This window comes from Streptomyces canus, assembly GCF_041435015.1.
In the GTDB taxonomy this organism is placed as follows: domain Bacteria; phylum Actinomycetota; class Actinomycetes; order Streptomycetales; family Streptomycetaceae; genus Streptomyces; species Streptomyces canus_G.
Genome location: NZ_CP107989.1, coordinates 10,349,922 through 10,366,149 on the forward strand (window position 1 = coordinate 10,349,922; position 16,228 = coordinate 10,366,149).

16 protein-coding genes and 1 pseudogene are annotated in these 16,228 nt (G+C 69.8%); 11 read left to right on the forward strand and 6 right to left on the reverse strand.

Going from position 1 to position 16,228, the window contains the following annotated elements:
* Positions 1–9 precede the first annotated feature (9 nt).
* The 5 genes from OG841_RS47255 to OG841_RS47275 are packed head-to-tail and all read right to left on the reverse strand — an operon-like array spanning position 10 to position 5,174.
* Positions 10–1,023 (reverse strand): Gfo/Idh/MocA family protein, encoded by a 1,014-nt coding sequence (locus OG841_RS47255; RefSeq protein ID WP_328635703.1) that lies wholly within the window; start codon positions 1,021–1,023, stop codon positions 10–12.
* Complete coding sequence (locus OG841_RS47260; protein WP_365123926.1) at positions 1,020–2,024, reverse strand: Gfo/Idh/MocA family protein; 1,005 nt, start codon at positions 2,022–2,024, stop codon at positions 1,020–1,022. Before OG841_RS47260 ends, OG841_RS47255 begins: the two co-directional genes overlap by 4 nt.
* A gap of 14 nt (positions 2,025–2,038) precedes the next feature.
* Entirely contained in the window at positions 2,039–2,878 is an 840-nt protein-coding gene (locus tag OG841_RS47265) for a carbohydrate ABC transporter permease (RefSeq protein WP_328635701.1), read from the reverse strand.
* A complete protein-coding gene (locus OG841_RS47270; protein WP_328635700.1) occupies positions 2,875–3,825 on the reverse strand; it encodes a carbohydrate ABC transporter permease in 951 nt (316 codons plus the stop codon). Before OG841_RS47270 ends, OG841_RS47265 begins: the two co-directional genes overlap by 4 nt.
* A complete protein-coding gene (locus OG841_RS47275; RefSeq protein WP_328635699.1) occupies positions 3,825–5,174 on the reverse strand; it encodes an ABC transporter substrate-binding protein in 1,350 nt (449 codons plus the stop codon). Before OG841_RS47275 ends, OG841_RS47270 begins: the two co-directional genes overlap by 1 nt.
* A 183-nt stretch (positions 5,175–5,357) precedes the next feature.
* Between OG841_RS47275 and OG841_RS47280 the strand changes: the two genes are divergently transcribed.
* The 11 genes and pseudogenes from OG841_RS47280 to OG841_RS47330 all read left to right on the forward strand — a co-directional run bounded on the left by OG841_RS47280 (position 5,358) and on the right by OG841_RS47330 (position 15,589).
* Positions 5,358–6,854: an ROK family transcriptional regulator gene (locus OG841_RS47280; RefSeq protein WP_328635698.1), complete on the forward strand. Its 1,497-nt coding sequence runs from the start codon at positions 5,358–5,360 to the stop codon at positions 6,852–6,854.
* An 874-nt stretch (positions 6,855–7,728) separates the two neighbouring features.
* A complete protein-coding gene (locus tag OG841_RS47285; RefSeq protein ID WP_371564454.1) occupies positions 7,729–8,244 on the forward strand; it encodes a winged helix-turn-helix domain-containing protein in 516 nt (171 codons plus the stop codon).
* Positions 8,241–8,831, forward strand: a complete 591-nt coding sequence (locus OG841_RS47290; protein ID WP_328635688.1) for a transposase — start codon at positions 8,241–8,243, stop codon at positions 8,829–8,831. Before OG841_RS47285 ends, OG841_RS47290 begins: the two co-directional genes overlap by 4 nt.
* 49 nt (positions 8,832–8,880) lie before the next feature.
* A pseudogene (locus OG841_RS47295) lies at positions 8,881–9,249 on the forward strand (helix-turn-helix domain-containing protein); the annotation flags it as partial.
* Between the two features lie 312 nt (positions 9,250–9,561).
* Positions 9,562–10,740: an alpha/beta hydrolase gene (locus tag OG841_RS47300; RefSeq protein WP_328635696.1), complete on the forward strand. Its 1,179-nt coding sequence runs from the start codon at positions 9,562–9,564 to the stop codon at positions 10,738–10,740.
* 110 nt (positions 10,741–10,850) lie between these two features.
* Positions 10,851–11,306, forward strand: a complete 456-nt coding sequence (locus OG841_RS47305; RefSeq protein WP_328635695.1) for a hypothetical protein — start codon at positions 10,851–10,853, stop codon at positions 11,304–11,306.
* 52 nt (positions 11,307–11,358) lie between these two features.
* On the forward strand, positions 11,359–12,042 hold the full coding sequence (locus OG841_RS47310) for a transposase family protein (protein ID WP_328635694.1): 684 nt from the start codon (positions 11,359–11,361) through the stop codon (positions 12,040–12,042).
* 314 nt (positions 12,043–12,356) lie between these two features.
* Positions 12,357–13,454, forward strand: a complete 1,098-nt coding sequence (locus OG841_RS47315; protein ID WP_328635693.1) for a hypothetical protein — start codon at positions 12,357–12,359, stop codon at positions 13,452–13,454.
* Between the two features lie 98 nt (positions 13,455–13,552).
* Positions 13,553–13,687: a WD40 repeat domain-containing protein gene (locus tag OG841_RS47320; RefSeq protein ID WP_371571043.1), complete on the forward strand. Its 135-nt coding sequence runs from the start codon at positions 13,553–13,555 to the stop codon at positions 13,685–13,687.
* 480 nt (positions 13,688–14,167) lie between these two features.
* A complete protein-coding gene (locus OG841_RS47325; protein WP_328635692.1) occupies positions 14,168–14,593 on the forward strand; it encodes a nuclear transport factor 2 family protein in 426 nt (141 codons plus the stop codon).
* A gap of 255 nt (positions 14,594–14,848) precedes the next feature.
* Complete coding sequence (locus OG841_RS47330) at positions 14,849–15,589, forward strand: peptidase E (RefSeq protein ID WP_032766896.1); 741 nt, start codon at positions 14,849–14,851, stop codon at positions 15,587–15,589.
* A 60-nt stretch (positions 15,590–15,649) separates the two neighbouring features.
* On the opposite strand, the gene OG841_RS47335 is transcribed toward OG841_RS47330, so the two are convergent.
* A complete protein-coding gene (locus OG841_RS47335; RefSeq protein WP_328635691.1) occupies positions 15,650–16,108 on the reverse strand; it encodes a hypothetical protein in 459 nt (152 codons plus the stop codon).
* Between the last annotated feature and the right edge of the window lie 120 nt (positions 16,109–16,228).

Here is a 16,228-nt window from a genome sequence, read left to right on the forward strand (position 1 = left end):
GCGCGGTCCTCAGTCCGGCAGTGTCACCGGCTGTCCTGTCCGCAGTGATTCATAGGCCGCCAGCACCACCCGCAGGGACCGCAGTCCGGCCTCCCCGTCCGGGGTGGGCCGGCGGCCGGTGCGGGCCGCGTCGAGGAAGGCATCGAGCATCGCCGCGTCGAGGTCGTCGCCGCCGGGCTCCCAGCGGGCGCGGGCGGTGGTGGTGTCGAAGCCGTCCAGCAGCCGGGGAAAGGCGTCGAGTTCGACGATCGCCCGTTCGCCCACACAGGTCAGCGTCAGGCCGCCCCAGGTGGGGTGGTCCTTGGGGTGGCTCCAGCTGCAGTCGATGGCGGCGACGGTGCCGCCGGGGTAGCGGATGGTGACCAGGCCGGCGGTCTCGACGTCGAGGCCGAGGTCGGCGTCCAGGACGGTGTTGGCCTGGGCGTAGACCTCCGCGGCCTGTTCGCCGTCGAGGAGTACGTCCAGCAGGTCGGCGATGTGTACCGTGTGGTCCATCACCGCGCCGCCGCCGGCGAGTTCGCGACTGCCGAACCACGGGCTCGAACGTGCCGGATTCGAGCCGTTGTTGGCACCGTGGACGCTGACCGGGCGGCCGAGGGAGCCGTCGCTGACGGCGCGGTGCAGCGCGGCGAAGGCGGAGCCGAACCGGACCGGGTAGGCGGTCATCAGGCCGACCCCGGCACGGGCGCAGGCGTCGATGACGGCCCGGGCGTCGGCCGCGGTGGTGGCCAGCGGCTTCTCGCACAGCACATGGGCGCCGGCCGCCGCGGCCCGCTCGACGAGCCTGCGGTGGCGGGCGTTCTCGCTCGTGACGATGGCCGCGTCGAGCGGCTGCGCGAAGACCTCGTCCCAGGATTCGGCGTACGGCACTGCGAGCCGCTCGGCCAGGGCCCGGCCGCGGTCGGGGTCGCCGGGCGGGGCGTCGGGGTCGGCGGCGACGAGTTCGACGTCGTCGCGGTCGCGCAGCAGGGTGAGGTAGGTGGCGGCGTGCACGTGGGCGAAGGACAGGACGGCGACTCTCACGCGGGGCTCCCTTCGAGGGTCACGGCCTGCCCGGTGCGCGCGGACGCGACGGCGGCTTCGGCGATGCGGACGGCCGCCACGCCATCTGTGGCGCTCACCCGGGGCTCGGGGCCGTGCCCGGCGAAGGCGGCGGCGAACTCGGCTATCTGGGTGGTGTACGGGGACTCGCCGAAGTCGCCCGACGGGATTCCCGCCGCTCCGGCGGCGCCGCGGTCGCTGCCGGTGACCCGCAGGCCGGGGGAGTCCAGCGAGTCGTGGCTGAGGGTGCCGCCGGTGCCGGAGACGTGGAAGGTCGTGCGGAAGGGAGTGTTCGGCGGTGCCCACACGCCCACCACCTGCGTGATCACACCGCTCTCGTGGGTGAGTACGGCGGTGCCGGAGGCCACGGCACCGTCCGGGGCGGGAGCGGTGAGGTGGCCGCGCTGGTGGGCGTGGACGCGGATGACCTCGCCGAACAGCCAGCGGGCGATGTCGAAGTCGTGGATCATCTGGTCGACGAGGATCCCCCCGGAGCGCGCCGGGTCGGCGAACCAGGGGCTCCAGGTGGGGTAGCGGCCGGTGCGGGTGAACCGGGCCACCGCGACACGGCCCAGCGCCCCGTCGGCGACCAGATCGCGCAGCCGGGCGTAGGCGGGGAAGAAGCGCACCACGTGCCCGGGGTACAGGCGCAGGCGCGCGGCCCGGGCGGTGCCGGCGACCAGCGCGGCGTCGGCGGTGGTGAGCGCCAGGGGCTTCTCGCACAGGACGTGCGCGCCGGCGGCGAGCGCGGCGAGCGCGATTTCGGGGTGGGTGTCGGTGGGGGTGCACACGTCCACCACGGTCGCTCCGGCGATCGCCTCCTCCCGCGTGCCGGCGAGGGTGGCGCCGAACTCACGGGCCAGGGCGGGGGCCCGGTCGTCGGGTGCGTAGATGCGGACATGGGCACGCAGTGCGGTCCAGGCGGGCAGATGGGTACGGGCGATGCCGCCCGCGCCGATCAGCGCCACGTCGAGTTCTGCCATCTGCCGGGGGCCTCCTAGCCCTTGAGCGCGCCGCTGAGCACGCCGTTGATGAAGTGCCGCTGGAAGAACAGGTAGACGGCGAGGACCGGGGCGATGACGATGAGCGTCGCCGCGGCGAGCGATGGCACGTCGACGCCGTACTGTCCGGTGAAGAAGCCGAGTCCGGCCGGAGCGGTGCGCCTGCGCGGGTCCTGGATGAGAATCAGCGGCAGTAGGAACTGGTTCCAGCTCCACACGAAGTACAGGACGCCGAGCGTGGTGACGGCCGGTCGGGAGCTGGGCATCAGGACCCGCCACAGCGTGGTCCAGGACGAGGCGCCGTCCAGCCGGGCGGCCTCGATGAGGCTGCGCGGCATGGTCGCGAAGTGCGCCCGCATCCAGAACACGCCGAACGGCATGAAGGCGGCGATCTCCGCCAGCGCCAGGCCCGGCACGGTGTTGGTCAGCCCCAGCGCCCGCAGGTCGTAGTAGAGCGGGATGACGGTGACCTCGGTCGGGATCGACAGCCCCAGCAGCAGGTATGTGTACAGCTTTCCGCCGCCGGGGACGTCCATGGTGGCCAGCGCGTACCCGGCGAGGGTGGCGCACAGGACCGCGGCCGGGACGACCGCGAGGGCGATGACCGCGCTGGAGCGCAGCAGCGGTCCGAACCCGGCCCGTGACCAGGCGTGCGCGAAGTTCTCCAGATGGATGCCGTGCCGGGGCAGGGCCAGCCCGGTCAGGGGTGTCCCGGCGGGCTGTACCGAGGCCAGCAGAAGTGACAGGAACGGGACGAGGACGGCGGCGCAGAACAGAGTGAGCACGACAGGCGCGGCCAGGCCCCGTACGGTGCGGACGGGTGTGAGGGGCGTCACGGGGCCTCCCGGGCAAGACGGTTGATGACCAGCACGGCGATGGAGATGACCGCCGTCAGGACCACCGCGAGCGCGCTGGCCAGCCCCACCTGGCCGCCGCCGAAGGCGAGACGGTAGATGAGGATGCCGGGCACCACGGTGCTGTTGCCCGGCCCGCCGCCGGTGGTGATGTAGATCAGGTCGAAGCTGGACAGTGCCGCGATCACGGTGATGGACAGGGCGACGGCGATCTCGGGCCGCAGCAGCGGCACGGTGATGGACCAGAACTCCCGTACCGGGCCTGCGCCGTCCATCCGCGCGGCCTCGTAGATCTCCTGGTCGATGCGTTGTGTGCCGGACAGGAACAGCACCATGCACAGCCCGGCCACCACCCAGGTGCCGATCAGTCCCACGGCGGGCAGCGACCAGGTGAAGCTGCCCAGCCACGAGTCGGCGAAGCGGCCGAGGCCGACCGCACGGAGCAGCTGGTTGAGGGTGCCGTCCTCGGCGTACACCCAGCGCCAGATGATGGCGACCGCGACCAGCGGGACGACCTGCGGCAGGAACAGCAGCGTGCGGACGGCGGCGGTGCCGCGGCGGCCGGAGCGGCGGGCGGCGATGGCCGCCGAGACCAGGCCGATGAAGATGGGCAGCGCGGAGAAGAACAGGACGAGGGCGCCCGCGTGCCAGGCCGCCGCGCGCAGTTGCGGATCGCTGAAGACCTTGCGGTAGTTGGCGAACCCGGTGAAGGACGGCAGGGTCACACCGTCCCAGTCGAACAGGGACAGGTAGGCGGTGTGCAGGGCGGGCAGCACGGCGAACAGCGTGTACGGCAGCAGGGCCGGCAGCACGTACAGCAGGGCCGTCGCGCGGCGGCGCCTGCGCCGGCGGGCCCCGGCGTGCCGCCCGGTCCGGTTGCGGGCGGGGCCGGGCGGCACGGGCGGGGGATGGTGGGTGGTGAGGGCCATCAGGCGTGGTACTGGTCGAAGTTGGACTGCAGGTTGGCGAGGAACTTCTCGACGCCGACCTTGCCGCCTGCCAGTAGTTGCAGCTGGGTGGTGAGCGTGTCCGGCATGGTGGGCGTGGAGGCGTTCTGGATGAACGGTTCCAGGCCGGAGTCCTTGGCGATCGCCTGCCAGCCGCTGCCGACGTCGCCGATCAGCCCGCTCTGCTGTGGCATGGAGGAGGCGTCGGGGGCCATGAAGCCGGACTCGGCGATGATGGGCGCCGCCTCGGCGCTTGCGCAGAACTCAAGGAAGGCGGCGGCCGCGGCGGCGTTCTTCGTGTTGCCGGAGACGCAGTAGTACACGCCGGCGCCGGTGGTGTGCAGGGTGCCGCCCTTGTCGGCGGGCGGCGCGTTGAACAGACCCGCGTTGTCGCCGAGGCCCTTGGCGACCGCGGCCGCCGCCCAGTTGCCGCTGATGCGGAAGACGCCGGTGCCCTTGGCGAAGGCGGCGGTGGCGTCGTTGTCGCTGACGCCGTTGACCTTCGGCGTCATGTAGCCCTTGTCCATCCAGCGTTTGAGGGTGGCGGCCGCGGCGACGGCCTCCGCGCCAGTGATCTTGGCGCCCTTGTGGCCGAACGCCCAGGCCTGCCGGTCGGCCGGCTTCATGTAGACGGACAGCAGCACGTTGAAGGGGTGGTTGAGGCCGCCGTCGAGGTTGCCCGCGACGAGCGCGGTCTCACCGGCCGCCTTGGCCTTGGCGAACATCGCCTCCAACTCGGCGATGGAAGCGGGGGGAACGGTGATGCCGAGCTTCTTCACCTTGGCCTTGTTGTAGTAGACGCCCTCGAAGGACAGCCCGCCGGGCACGCCGTACAGGGCGCCGGTGCCGGTGGTGCGGCCATCGGCGGTGAAGGTGATCTGGTCGAGGCCGGGAAACCTGTCCGGCCAGCCGTACGCCGTGCTGTACGCGCCTACGTCGAGCAGGAGCCGGCCCTTGACCAGGTTGTTCATGCCGGACACGAACTGGGCGATGTCGGGGGCGGTGTCCGCCGACATCGTCGTGTTGATGCTCTTGAGGTAGTCGTCCCAGCCGGTGTACTGGCGCTTGAAGGTGATGTTGGGGTGCTTGGCGTGAAAGGCTGCCAGCAGGGCGGGCGTCATGGTGGTGTCGTCCGCGTCGGCGACCACCAGGGTGATCTTCTTGTCGGTCGGGATGGCGGTCGCCGCGGGGCCGGAAGCGCTGGGGCTCGCGGCCGACTTGGCCCCTGGGGTGAGGGAACTGCCGCATGCGGCGAGCAGAGTTGTTCCGGCGGCGGCGAGGAAGAGGCGTCTGGGCAGGTATGCCGGAGGACGGGGGCGGCTGTGGCTCATGGCGGTGTCTCCTGGAACGGCGGAGAGGGATGCGGGGCGCCGGGTGGGGCCGGTCCGGGGCTTGGGCCGTGGGAAGGCGGGCGCTGCGCAGGATCCAGCGCCGCACAGGGCTTTTAATAAAGCAGCTGCGTTTTATAATCAGCATGACGCCGGTCGGCGTCAAGACTTCACGAGGAGGTGGCAGTGGCGTTCCCGCATACGCAGGCCCTCTGGCCGCTGAGCGGAGCCGCGCAGCCGACGGCACCGAGCACACCGGCGGTGGTCGCCGTGGCGGACCTGCGTGCGACGAACGCGGCGGCCGTGCTCGCCGTCGTACGCTCGGCCGACCCGCACCCACGACTGTCCGAACTCGCCCAGGCCACCAGCCTGTCGCGCCCCACGGTGGAGGCCATCGTCGAGGAACTGGCCGACTGCGGGTTGATCGAGGCCGCGCCCGCGTTGTCCGCGCGCGGCCAGCGCTCGCCGGGCCGCCCGGCCCGCCGTTTCCGCTTCCGCGCGCACGCCGGCTTTGTCGTCGGCGTCGACGTCCGTCCCCGCTCGGTCACCGCCTGCCTCGCCGACCTCGACGGCGAACCGGTCTTCGTGCGGCGCCGGACGGTGCGCGCCGATCTCGCGGGTGCGGCCCGCGCCCGCACCGTCACCTCGCTGATCCAGGAAGCCATGGCCGAGGCCGCAATCGACCCCGCCCGGGTCTGGGCGGCCACCGTCGGCACCCCCGGCCTGGTCGACCGGGCCAACGCCCGCGTACGCAAGGCCGACAACCTGCGTACCTGGGCCGACACCGACATCGCCGGCATCCTGCGCGACCTTCTGCACTGCCCGGTGGCCGTGGAGAACGACGCCAACCTCGCCGCACTCGGCGAGCAGTGGCGGGGGGGCGATCGGGCCCGTGTCGCGCCGCGAGGCGGTTTCGAACGCGAACGGACGGCCGACGGCCGACGGACCCGCGAGTGGTCGCCCGAGCCCCCTCCGGGTGGGGGGCGATCTGAACGGCCCGCGGAACCGTCCGGTGATCGCCCCGCAGCACCGGCCGGCCTACGCGCGACGGCATCGGTCGGTGAGCGGTCGCAGGACCGGCCTTCCGAACCGTCCGGTCAGGGAAGCGGCGCAGCGGGCGGCAGGATGGTCGACGAGATGGTGTTCGTGCTGCTCGGCGAGCGCCTCGGCGCTGGTGTCATCACCGGCGGCCGTTTGCTGCGGGGGCATCACGGGGCGGCCGGGGAGATCGGATTCATCCGCTTTCCGGGTCCGTCCGGTACCCGCGGCTCCTCTGCCCCGCTCGGCTCCGCTGGTTCGCCGGATGACCCCGGACTGGAACCCCTGCCCGCGGCCGTCGTCGCGGCTGCCGCGGCCGGTGAGGCGGACGCGGTCGCCGCCGTCGAGTCGTACGGCCGACGGCTCGCCCAAGGCATCGCTCCCGTACTGCTCGCCCTCGATCCGGCCCTGATCGTCATCGGAACCGGCCAGTTCCCGAACCCCGAGACCGCTCCGGCCGCCGACCTCCTGCTCGCCGCCGCCCGTCGGCACGCGCGGACACTGCTGGTCGACCCGCCGCACTGGCGGCTGTCCGCCCTCGGCGACGACGGCGTGCTGACCGGCGCGGTCCGCTTCGCCCTGTCGTCCGTCGAGGTCGTCCTGCGCACCCGTCCGACGAGCCTCGCCGCCCGGGCGCGGGAGTGATCTCCAGACAGCGCACTGCCGGGAGCGTGAGCGTCCCGGGCATCCCCGGTGGGTGGTATCCGTCTGTGCGTGGCAGTACTCGGTCCGCCGCCCGAGGACAACCCCGACGGCAACGTCCTCTTCCGCGACCAGGAGGCCCGCGCCGACGCGGAGGAGGAGCTGCGCCCCCGCGCCGGGCCGCACACAGCCCGCACCCGAACACCACCGGCCCCCACTCCAGCACCCCCGTACACCACCGCATCCACCCCCGCCCATCCCTATCCCTGTCGGCCAGGGCCTGCGGCCCGGCCGCCCACGCTGGCAGCGCCCGCGCCAGATGCTGCGCCGGCACACGGCACCACCGGGCCAACTGCTCCTGCGCCACCGCGTCGAGCAGCACTTCAGCGCTCGCACGTCCCCGCTCTTCGCACCCCATCCGGTTCGCCGACCGCCACCCACCCGTCAGATCTTCGGCTCCCAGCCCGTATGCGGCCGCCACCCGATGCACAAACGACCACGTCGTCTCACCCACCACGGGCACCACCCGCAGGACCGCCTCCACCCAACCGCCTCCCCCTCGCCACCCGACCGGACGGTGTCCCGCAGCACACGGGGCACCGGCCGCCCGATACCGGTGCACGGCGAACGAGCGTCGCGGGTGCCCGGTACCGGCCGCAGCGGTGGTGGAGCCGCCGGCCTTCTGGATGCCGGGCATGAGGGCCGTCTGGCCTCCCAGACCTCTCACACCACGCCGCTTGCCCCGCCCAGTCCAGACACAGCCAGGGCAGGCCGCAACCGTGAACACTCCACCACCGTTTACGGCATCGGTACGCGCTTACTGATCTTTTCGTAAGTTCGGTGGGTGTGGTGGCTGTGTGGGTGGGAGGCTGTGTGGGTGGCTTATCAACCTTCCCCTTCGGTTGCCGGCTCCTCCCTTCCTCCTTTGTCACGGCCTCAGTTGGCGGAGGCACGTCGTGTTCGGGCAGTCGAGTTGTTCGAGGACAGCGTTTCGAATGCGGACATCGCGAGGGCGGTAGGGGTGTGTGCCGAGAGCGTGCGGCGTTGGCGGCGGGTGTGGGAGCAAGGCGGTGCTTCGGCCCTGCGGCGACGGGCGGCTACCGGACGCCCACCCAAGCTGGACGACGCCCAAGTCGAGATGGTCCGGGCCGCGTTGGAGCAAGGCGCCCAGGCTCATGGTTTCGAGGCCGACCTGTGGACCCTGGAACGAGTCGGCGCGGTCGTCACCCGGGCAACGGGGGTGGTGTTGTCGAGGGCATCGGTGTGGCGGCTGCTGACCGGCCGGCTCGGATGGAGCCTGCAACGGCCCGAGCGGAGGGCTGTCGAGCGGGACGATTCGGAGATCGCCCGCTGGATCGCGCACGAGTGGCCGCGCATCAAAAAGGGGCCGTGAACACACGTGCCTGGATCGTCTTCCTCGACGAATCAGGCGTCTTCCTGCTCCCTCAGATCCGCCGCACCTACTCGCCCCGTGGGCGGACTCCGCTCCTGCGGCACCGCCTGAACTGGAAGCGCGCGTCGATGGCGGGGGCCTTGGGCTACCACTCCACCGACCCCGATCGCGGGGCCGGCCTGTGCTTCCACCTCAAGCCCGGCAGCTACGACACCGCCGGACTCATCGAGGTCCTGGAGCAGATGAAGGTGTTCTACCGCGGCGAGCGAGTGGTCCTGGTCTGGGACGGCCTGTCCGCCCACTGGAGCCGGGCGATGCGGGCCTGGGTCGCCGAACAGGACTGGCTCACCCTGGAACGATTACCCGCCTACGCTCCCGAACTGAACCCGGTGGAACTCCTGTGGTCCTCGCTCAAGAAACGTGAACTCGCCAACCTCGCCGGCGACCACCTCGCCGATGTCGCCGACGCCACCGAGCAAGGCATCCACCGCATCAACGCCAACCCCCGACTGCCATGGTCATTCCTCGCCCATACCGGCCTGACCATCCGCCCACCACACCCACCGAACTTACGAAAAGATCAGTAGTACGCGAAGGGTGCGCTTCACGCTAGGGGTGGGGGGCAGGAGGTGTTCCATGTCCGAGTTGTTCGATCGGATCGATGCGCTGGTCGCGTCCCGATCTGTGCTGCCGCCGCCGGCGGAACGCCGGCGGCGGCGTCAGGCGCACGGTCTGACGCTGGACGAAGTGGCTTCAGCTCTGGAGGTTCGGCGGGCAACTGTGAGCGGCTGGGAGGCCGGTAAGACCGAGCCCCGCCCGCCGGAGCGCGACGCCTACGCCCGGCTGCTGGACCAGCTCGGGGAGCTCTACCCGGCGCCCTCAGCGGCGGAGGAGACGGACGACCCGGCGGTGCCTGAGACGTTCACCAGCGAGCCCGCCCCCGCTCGGGGAGTGCGGACCGTCGCAGCGCCGGTCTCCGAGGCTTCGGCCATGACTGCCACTGAGTAGTGTGCATCATGAAGCCGCAGGTCACGGAGCTGGTGTGCGTGGGGCTCGGGATGCTCGTGCTGGTCGCGGGCGGGTGACTTCAGTGAAGATCATCGGTCACCGGGAGATTTCTCGGTATGTCAGGACCAGCAGGGCCCTCACCAGGCAATCGCCTACTTCGGGTCGGTGCGGACCTTGCCGAGAACGCGTGTGTGCGCTGATGTTGAACCGGGTTCGTTGGATCTTCACGAACCAGTGACCTGCGGCGGCGGAGCTGGGCGCTCAAGTTCCAGGAAATGTCCCAGAGTTGACGGTGGTACGTTCATGGACATGCCGATGGGATACGTGGCGACGACCGCGCTCTTCGCCTGGTGCACTTTCTTCGCCGTTGTCGCGCCACGCCGGCCCCGGCCACTGGCGACCCTGAGTTTCTGGTTCGGCCTGGGCCTCAACGAGGTGCCGTTCGTGGGCATCTACGTCCTGGTGGTCTCCACAACACTGGCCGCCGCAGAGGGTGATCTGGATTCGGCGGGAGCCAAAGTGACGGTCGCGGTGGCCGCCGTCGCCACCGTCGGCCTTGCTGTCTCCGCCTGGCGGGGCCTGCGCACAGATCAGGTGGTCGGGCGGGCTCTTGAGCAGGGCCTCGGGACCGGCTGGCGGGATCGTGTGCACGTACCGCTGCGCCGCCACCGGCCCTGGACCCGCATCCTGCTGCTGCCGGCCCTGATGCGGCGGCGTGACGTGCAGCGGATCCCCAACATCCGCTACGGGGACGCCGGGCGCCGGAACCTCCTCGACATCTACCGCAGCCGCGACGCGCCGCAGAACGCGCCGGTCCTCATCTACTTCCACGGTGGCGGCTACACCAGCGGAGCGAAGAACCGTGAGGCGCGGCCCCTGCTGTACCGGCTCGCCAGCCAGGGGTGGGTATGCATCAGCGCCAACTACCGGCTGCGGCCCCAGACCACTTTCCCCGGCCATCAGATCGACGCCAAGAAGGTCATCGCCTGGGTCCGCGAGCACGCCCCCGAGTACGGCGCCGCTCCGTCGGGGCTGTTCGTGGCGGGTAGCTCCGCCGGCTCCAACCTGGCGGCCCTGTGCGCGCTCACGCCGAACGACCCGGTGTTCCAGCCCGGATTCGAGTCGGCCGACACCTCGGTCACCGCGGCGATCTGCCTCTACGGCTACTACGGCCACTACTTCGGCGATCCGCCGGACGAGCCGCCGCCCCCGCTCCAGCCACAGGGATACATCCACCCCGGTGCGCCGCCGTTCCTCATCGCCCACGGCACCAAGGACGCGCTGGCGACCGTCGAGGGCGCCCGGAACTTCGTCGACCAGCTGCGCCGCACCTCTGACAGCACCGTCGTCTACGCCGAACTGCCCGGCGGGCAGCACGCGTTCGACGTTTTCCACTCCCCGCGCTTCGAGGCAGTCGTGGACGGCGTCGAAGCCTTCACCGCCTGGGTCCTGGCCGCTCCGCAGCGCACTCCCGACCCAACCCCCTAGATCGTCTGACATGTCAGGCCGGGGTCGTTGTCGGGTTCGGCTGCGGTGACCGTGCTGACGCTACGATCCGTCACCAGACTGGTACGTCGGGAGACCGTAGGGGCGTGGGGATGCGGGAGCTGGAGCGGATAACGGCTCGCCGAGGTGAACTGGACACACTCGCCGGGGAGTTGGCCAAGCAGCTGCAGGAGGTCCAGGCCGAACGGAAGGCATTGATCGTCGCCGAGCGGGTTTTGAACCGGCTGGCCGAGCAGGACCGGGCCGCGGAACAGGACGCCGCTGCCGTCGCCCCGACTCCAGCCCGGGTGGCTGGCCGGGCAGTCCTGTTGATTCCGTACCGCAGTGAGGATGGGGGCGAGACCGCGCTGCCCGACGACGACCGCACGATCCTGGCGATCGTGCGGGACGCAGACGGCCCGGTGCAGGTCAGGGTGGTCGGTGAGCGGCTGGGCCTGGACACCTTGGCGCGCGGCAAGCCGGAGCCGCTGCGAGCGAAGATGACCAGGCTCGCCGACCGGGGCTGGCTGCACAAACGGGGCGACGGGCGATTCACCGCACGGTTGTGATCGCACGGGGCTGGGCGTAACTGACGAGTCCCCGGCGGCAGTTGAGTTTGGTGTGAAGAAAGCCAACAGCACCGTCGAAGGCCCTGACGGACTTGTCTACACCGCCCGCCTGCCGCCGTCGAGCGCCACCCTGAATTGGCTCGCCGACCTGATCCGTGGCCATCTGAAGAAGATCGGCTCCAGGTGGCGGGCCCTGCCCGCGGGGAAGATCGCGGGCATCGTGCTGGCGGTACTGCGCTGTGACCAGCGGCCGGGCGACCTGGCCGGCGGCAACGGGATACACCGCACCACTGTCGCCCGGTGGGTGTGGGAAGTCGTCGGCCTGCTGGCCGCCCGCGCTCCACGCCTGGAGAGGGCCCTGAAGAAGATCGCCCGAACGGGCGGTGGGGTGGTCCTGCTGGACGGCACGCTGATCCGCACCCGACGCCGCACCGGGACACAGAACCGGAAGAACTACTCCGGCAAGAGCAAATGCCATGCCCTGCTCGTGATCGCACTCACCGACGACAGAGGCCGACTGCTCTGGGCCTCCGCGGCCCGGCCCGGGCGGACCTCGGAGATCACCGCTTGCCGACACGACCAGCTCACCGCCAAGCTGCGGGCAGCCGGCCTCGGCGCCATCGCCGACCTGGGATTCATCGGACCCGACGACAGCGATCCCGACGCCGACACCTGTCGTGGTGTCGTCCGCGTGGGGTACGCCTCGCGGCCGGCGGTCCTGCTGCTCTCTGCCTGAGAGCGTCCCTGGGGAGCCTTGGCTCTGGCCCAGGGTGGCGGGTTCAGGGTAGCGGTGTTCGGCGCGTCGGTTGCCCTGGCTGTCTGGCGGATTGTCATCAAGTACTACCTCCTGGGCGCCTATTCGAGCCCAGGTCCAGCTGTTCTTGTGCACAGCGCGAAGAGAGGCACACAGCGCTGCACGGGTGCGCATCTGCATCGTTCTCCAGCTGCTTTCAGCAGAGTTCAGTATTTTCCGGTGATCTGCAGAAGCTGCTCTCTAACCTGGGTGGACGGTCGGAAGAGCTGCCGCCGGATGCGAACACTGGGGGAGATGTGCGCTCAGCCGAGGGCGACTTTGGACGGGAACTGAAGCGCGCTGCTGCAGAACTGCGCACGCTCAGGGCACAGCACGGTGATCCGACGCTCGCACAGATCGCCGCTCGGGCCCGGGGCGGCCGGCGCCTGTCCGAGTCCGGGATCAGCGCGGCGCTACGAGGCCAAAGTCTGCCCATGCGCGACTATTACCTCGCCCTGGTCCGCGTCCTGCTGGCCTACGACACCAACAAGGTGGCGTCCCTTCAGCATCCGGAATTATTCGTGTGGCGGGACCGCTGGCAGAGGCTGTCTCTGCTGCGCCACGCCCAGAAAAGCAATGCCCCGGCCCTCCTGCCGATCGAGCATCATGCCGCTCTGTCTGAGCAGGTCGTCCTGGCCGTCTACGACGGGGCCAGCACGTACAGCTGCCGCCGACTGCCGTCGGCCTGGGCAACGGCGTTCTCCCCGGACGGCCGTCTCCTGGCCACCGGACACGGGGCCAAGACCGTGCAGCTATGGGACACCGTCGAACAGTGCAGGGCAGGACCAGCCCTGTTCGGACACACTGACCAGGTGATGAGCGTGGCCTTCTCTCCCGACGGCCGACTCTTGGCAACGGGCAGCCGGGACGGAACCGCCCGGCTGTGGGACGTGGATAGCCGGACCCTCATCACGGAACCCCTCGATAGCGCCGGCTTCGTCGAGCACCTTCTCTTCGCCCCTGATGGCCAGTCCCTCTACATCCAGGGGCGCACGATTCGGCGGTGGGACATCATCGACCCCCGCCAACCACAAAAGGGGCAGAGGCACTTCGCCAACAACCTCACCAGTGCACCAGTCCTTTCCACCGACGGCCTGCTGATCACCGGCCACGCTAGAGGCGTTGCCCAGCTCTGGGAGGCACAAGAGCAGACAAGGATCGACGCACCCCTGCGTGGACACGAATCGGACGTCACCGCCCTGGCTCTCGCACCGAGCGGCGACGTGCTCGCCACCGGCAGCGACGACGTCCAGCTCTGGGACGTCCGGACACGCCAGATGATCCACGAGCCTCTCAAAAGCTCAGGGGACATGGTCACGGAGATGGCGTTCTCCCCGGACGGACGCATCTCGTAGCCGTCAGCGGTGACCGGGTCTCCAGCGAACCGGAAGAACCGGACTTCAGCTTCAACATCTGGGAAACGACCAGCTGGACTGAGCTGCCCAGTCCGCACATCGGCCACACCGGCCACGTCACGGCATCCGCGTTCTCACCGGACAGCAGACTCTTCGCCACGGGCGGCCTTGACGGCCATCTGCGTCTCCGCACCCTGCCTACAGCAATGCCGGGTCAGCGGCGGGTGACCTGATACTCGCCGGTGCGTTCTAGATCGTCCAGATGATCCAGCATATGCAACACGGCCCCTACGCCGTTGATCACCGCTGAGTCCCCACGGGAGAGCAGGCAGGACTTCAGGCCGTGTGATGCAGCCAGCGCTGCAGGGTGGTGTTGATGCTGGCGGGCAGTGCGCTGAGCTGGTCGATGGCGTCGCGGTCCTCGGGCCAGGGCGGGATGCCGGCGACGGTCAGTGCGGCGTGCAGGGCTAGTGCCGTGACCGCGTAGGTTCGCCGGGGTGGGTGACAACGACCAGTGCAAATTCCCCACGGCCAGTTGTGGTTTCACGGACGGGTGGTGGAACGCAGATTGTGCTCCAGAGGTAGGCGACAACCGCGCGCCCGTGCCGAGCGGTACGTACTGCGCAATGCGGAGGCGTCAGTCTTGCGATCTCAGGGGGTGTTGTCGGAACATCGCCAGCCCCTTCGCCTGCGGTCGCCTAGGGTCGGCGGGCATGTCACAGCAGAGCCGCAGCATCGTCCAGAACGCTTGGAAGGCGTTCGCCAGCCACGACGCTGACCGCATCTCCGCGGTCTTCACCGAGGACGCCGAGTGGCTCGCGCCGCCAGGCAACGCTACTGCCATGTGGCTGGATGCCCCCAGCCACATGGTCGGCAGGAAGGCGATCGTGCGCTTCCTCGCTGAGGATTTCCCCCGCTTGTTCGTGCGCGACGTCACAGTCACCTTCCACGAGTTCCACGCCGACGGCGAGCGGGTGGTCGTGGAGGAGACCATGACGGCGACTCTGGCCAACGGCAACCACTACGCCAACGACTACTGCTTCGTTTTCGAGCTCCGGGACGAGCTGATCCACCGGGTGCGCGAATACATGGACACAGCCCGCGGGCACCGTAGGGTCTTCGGAGAGGTTCCGTCGTAGTCATCCTCTGCCTGGTCGCGGTGCGGTCAGGCCCAGCCGAACAGCAGATCCAAATCGGTGACCTTTTCCGGACTAAGGAGTGGGTCGCGGACTGACCTGATTGCCGCCATTCGACGTCTGCGGTGGCCGTGGCTTGCCCTGGATGGATGGGGCCTCGGGCAGTCAGAGGGGCTATTCGATTGCGGACCGAGCCGATGGCTTGGCACGGTTCAGGGCATCATGCGCGTCTGAATCTTGATCTGAGGAGGCACCCTCGTGTCTGTCGTTCCGGAACGTCGTTTGGCTCTCCTTGGAGGCGGCTTCTCCACCGACGACGATGGGCTGCTGGATGACTGGGTGCTCGATCAGGTGCCCGTTCCTCGCCCCAGGGTGTGCTTCATTCCGACAGCCAGTGGCGACGCCCCCGCCTACATCGAGCAGTTCTTCGGGGCGTACCAGTCACGTTCCTGCGAGCCCAGCGTCTTGCATCTCTTTCGGCGGGAGTTCGATGACGACGCCCTGCGCACGTTCCTGCTCTCTCAAGACGTCGTGTATGTAGGTGGGGGTAACACCGCGAACATGCTGGCGGTCTGGCGCGCGCACGGCGTGGACCGGCTACTTCGCGAGGCCTTCGACCGGGGGACCTTGCTGTGCGGCATCAGCGCTGGTGCCAACTGCTGGGCCGAGGGCTCGCACACCGACTCTTTCGGGCCGCTGACTCACCTCTCGGACGGGCTGGGCCTGTTGTCCGGCTCGGTCTGCCCGCACTACGACAGTGAGCCCGGCCGGCGATTGTCCTATCAGGCAGCCGTGGCAGACCGCGCGCTTCCGGCCGGCTGGGCAGTCGAGGACGGTGTCGGCGCCCTCTTCACGGGCGGTCTGCTGACGGACTCCGTGACGCGTACGCCTCAGGCCTGTTTGTATCGGGTAGAGCCCGGCAAGGATGGCGGAGTCGACGAGCAGGCCATGCAGTGTCGCCTGCTCGTCGCAGCACAACAGCCCACTTCAACCGCGTGAAGTGGTGAGAGAGCGGCCCCGCCTGGTGCGGGGCCGACGGCCGCGTGGGTGCGGAAGCAATCAGCCTTGAGGCTCGTGTTCTGGTAGTCCCGGCGCAGGTGACGGTGCGTGGTCGGTGAGGACGGGCATGCCGAGGTCGACCAGCTGTGGCCGACCGTCGGCCCGAGTCCGGCTGAGGCTGTTGAGGTTGGCGGTAGCGGCGTCGAGGCTGACCTGGAGTCCTTCGACTTCTCCGAGCCAGCCGTTGCCGCGGGCTTCGCGGATGCGGTCGCGGAGGTTCTGGATGATCTCGATGATGCGGCCACGCTGGCGGGGGTCGATCTGGAGGACCGGGCAGCGGATGCAGGCGTGTTCGTGCTTGCAGGGGGTTCCGTAGGGCCGTCCGCAGGTGCCGAGGGACACCTTGCGGAGCTCGAAGTGCTGTTGGAAGTCCTGCCACTCCGCCGCAGTCGGCTCGCGGTATTCCTCCTGGGGACGTTCGGCCCGGCGCCGGTCGAGGAAGCCCCGGTAGGTGCGCACCAGGTCGTCCTGGAAGACGGCAAGGTATGCCTGGGTGGCGGTCAGTGTTTTGTGACCAAGGATGACTCTCCTGCGCAATTCGCTGCGGGGATAAGGCCGGGTCGGCGATGATCGTTGGCG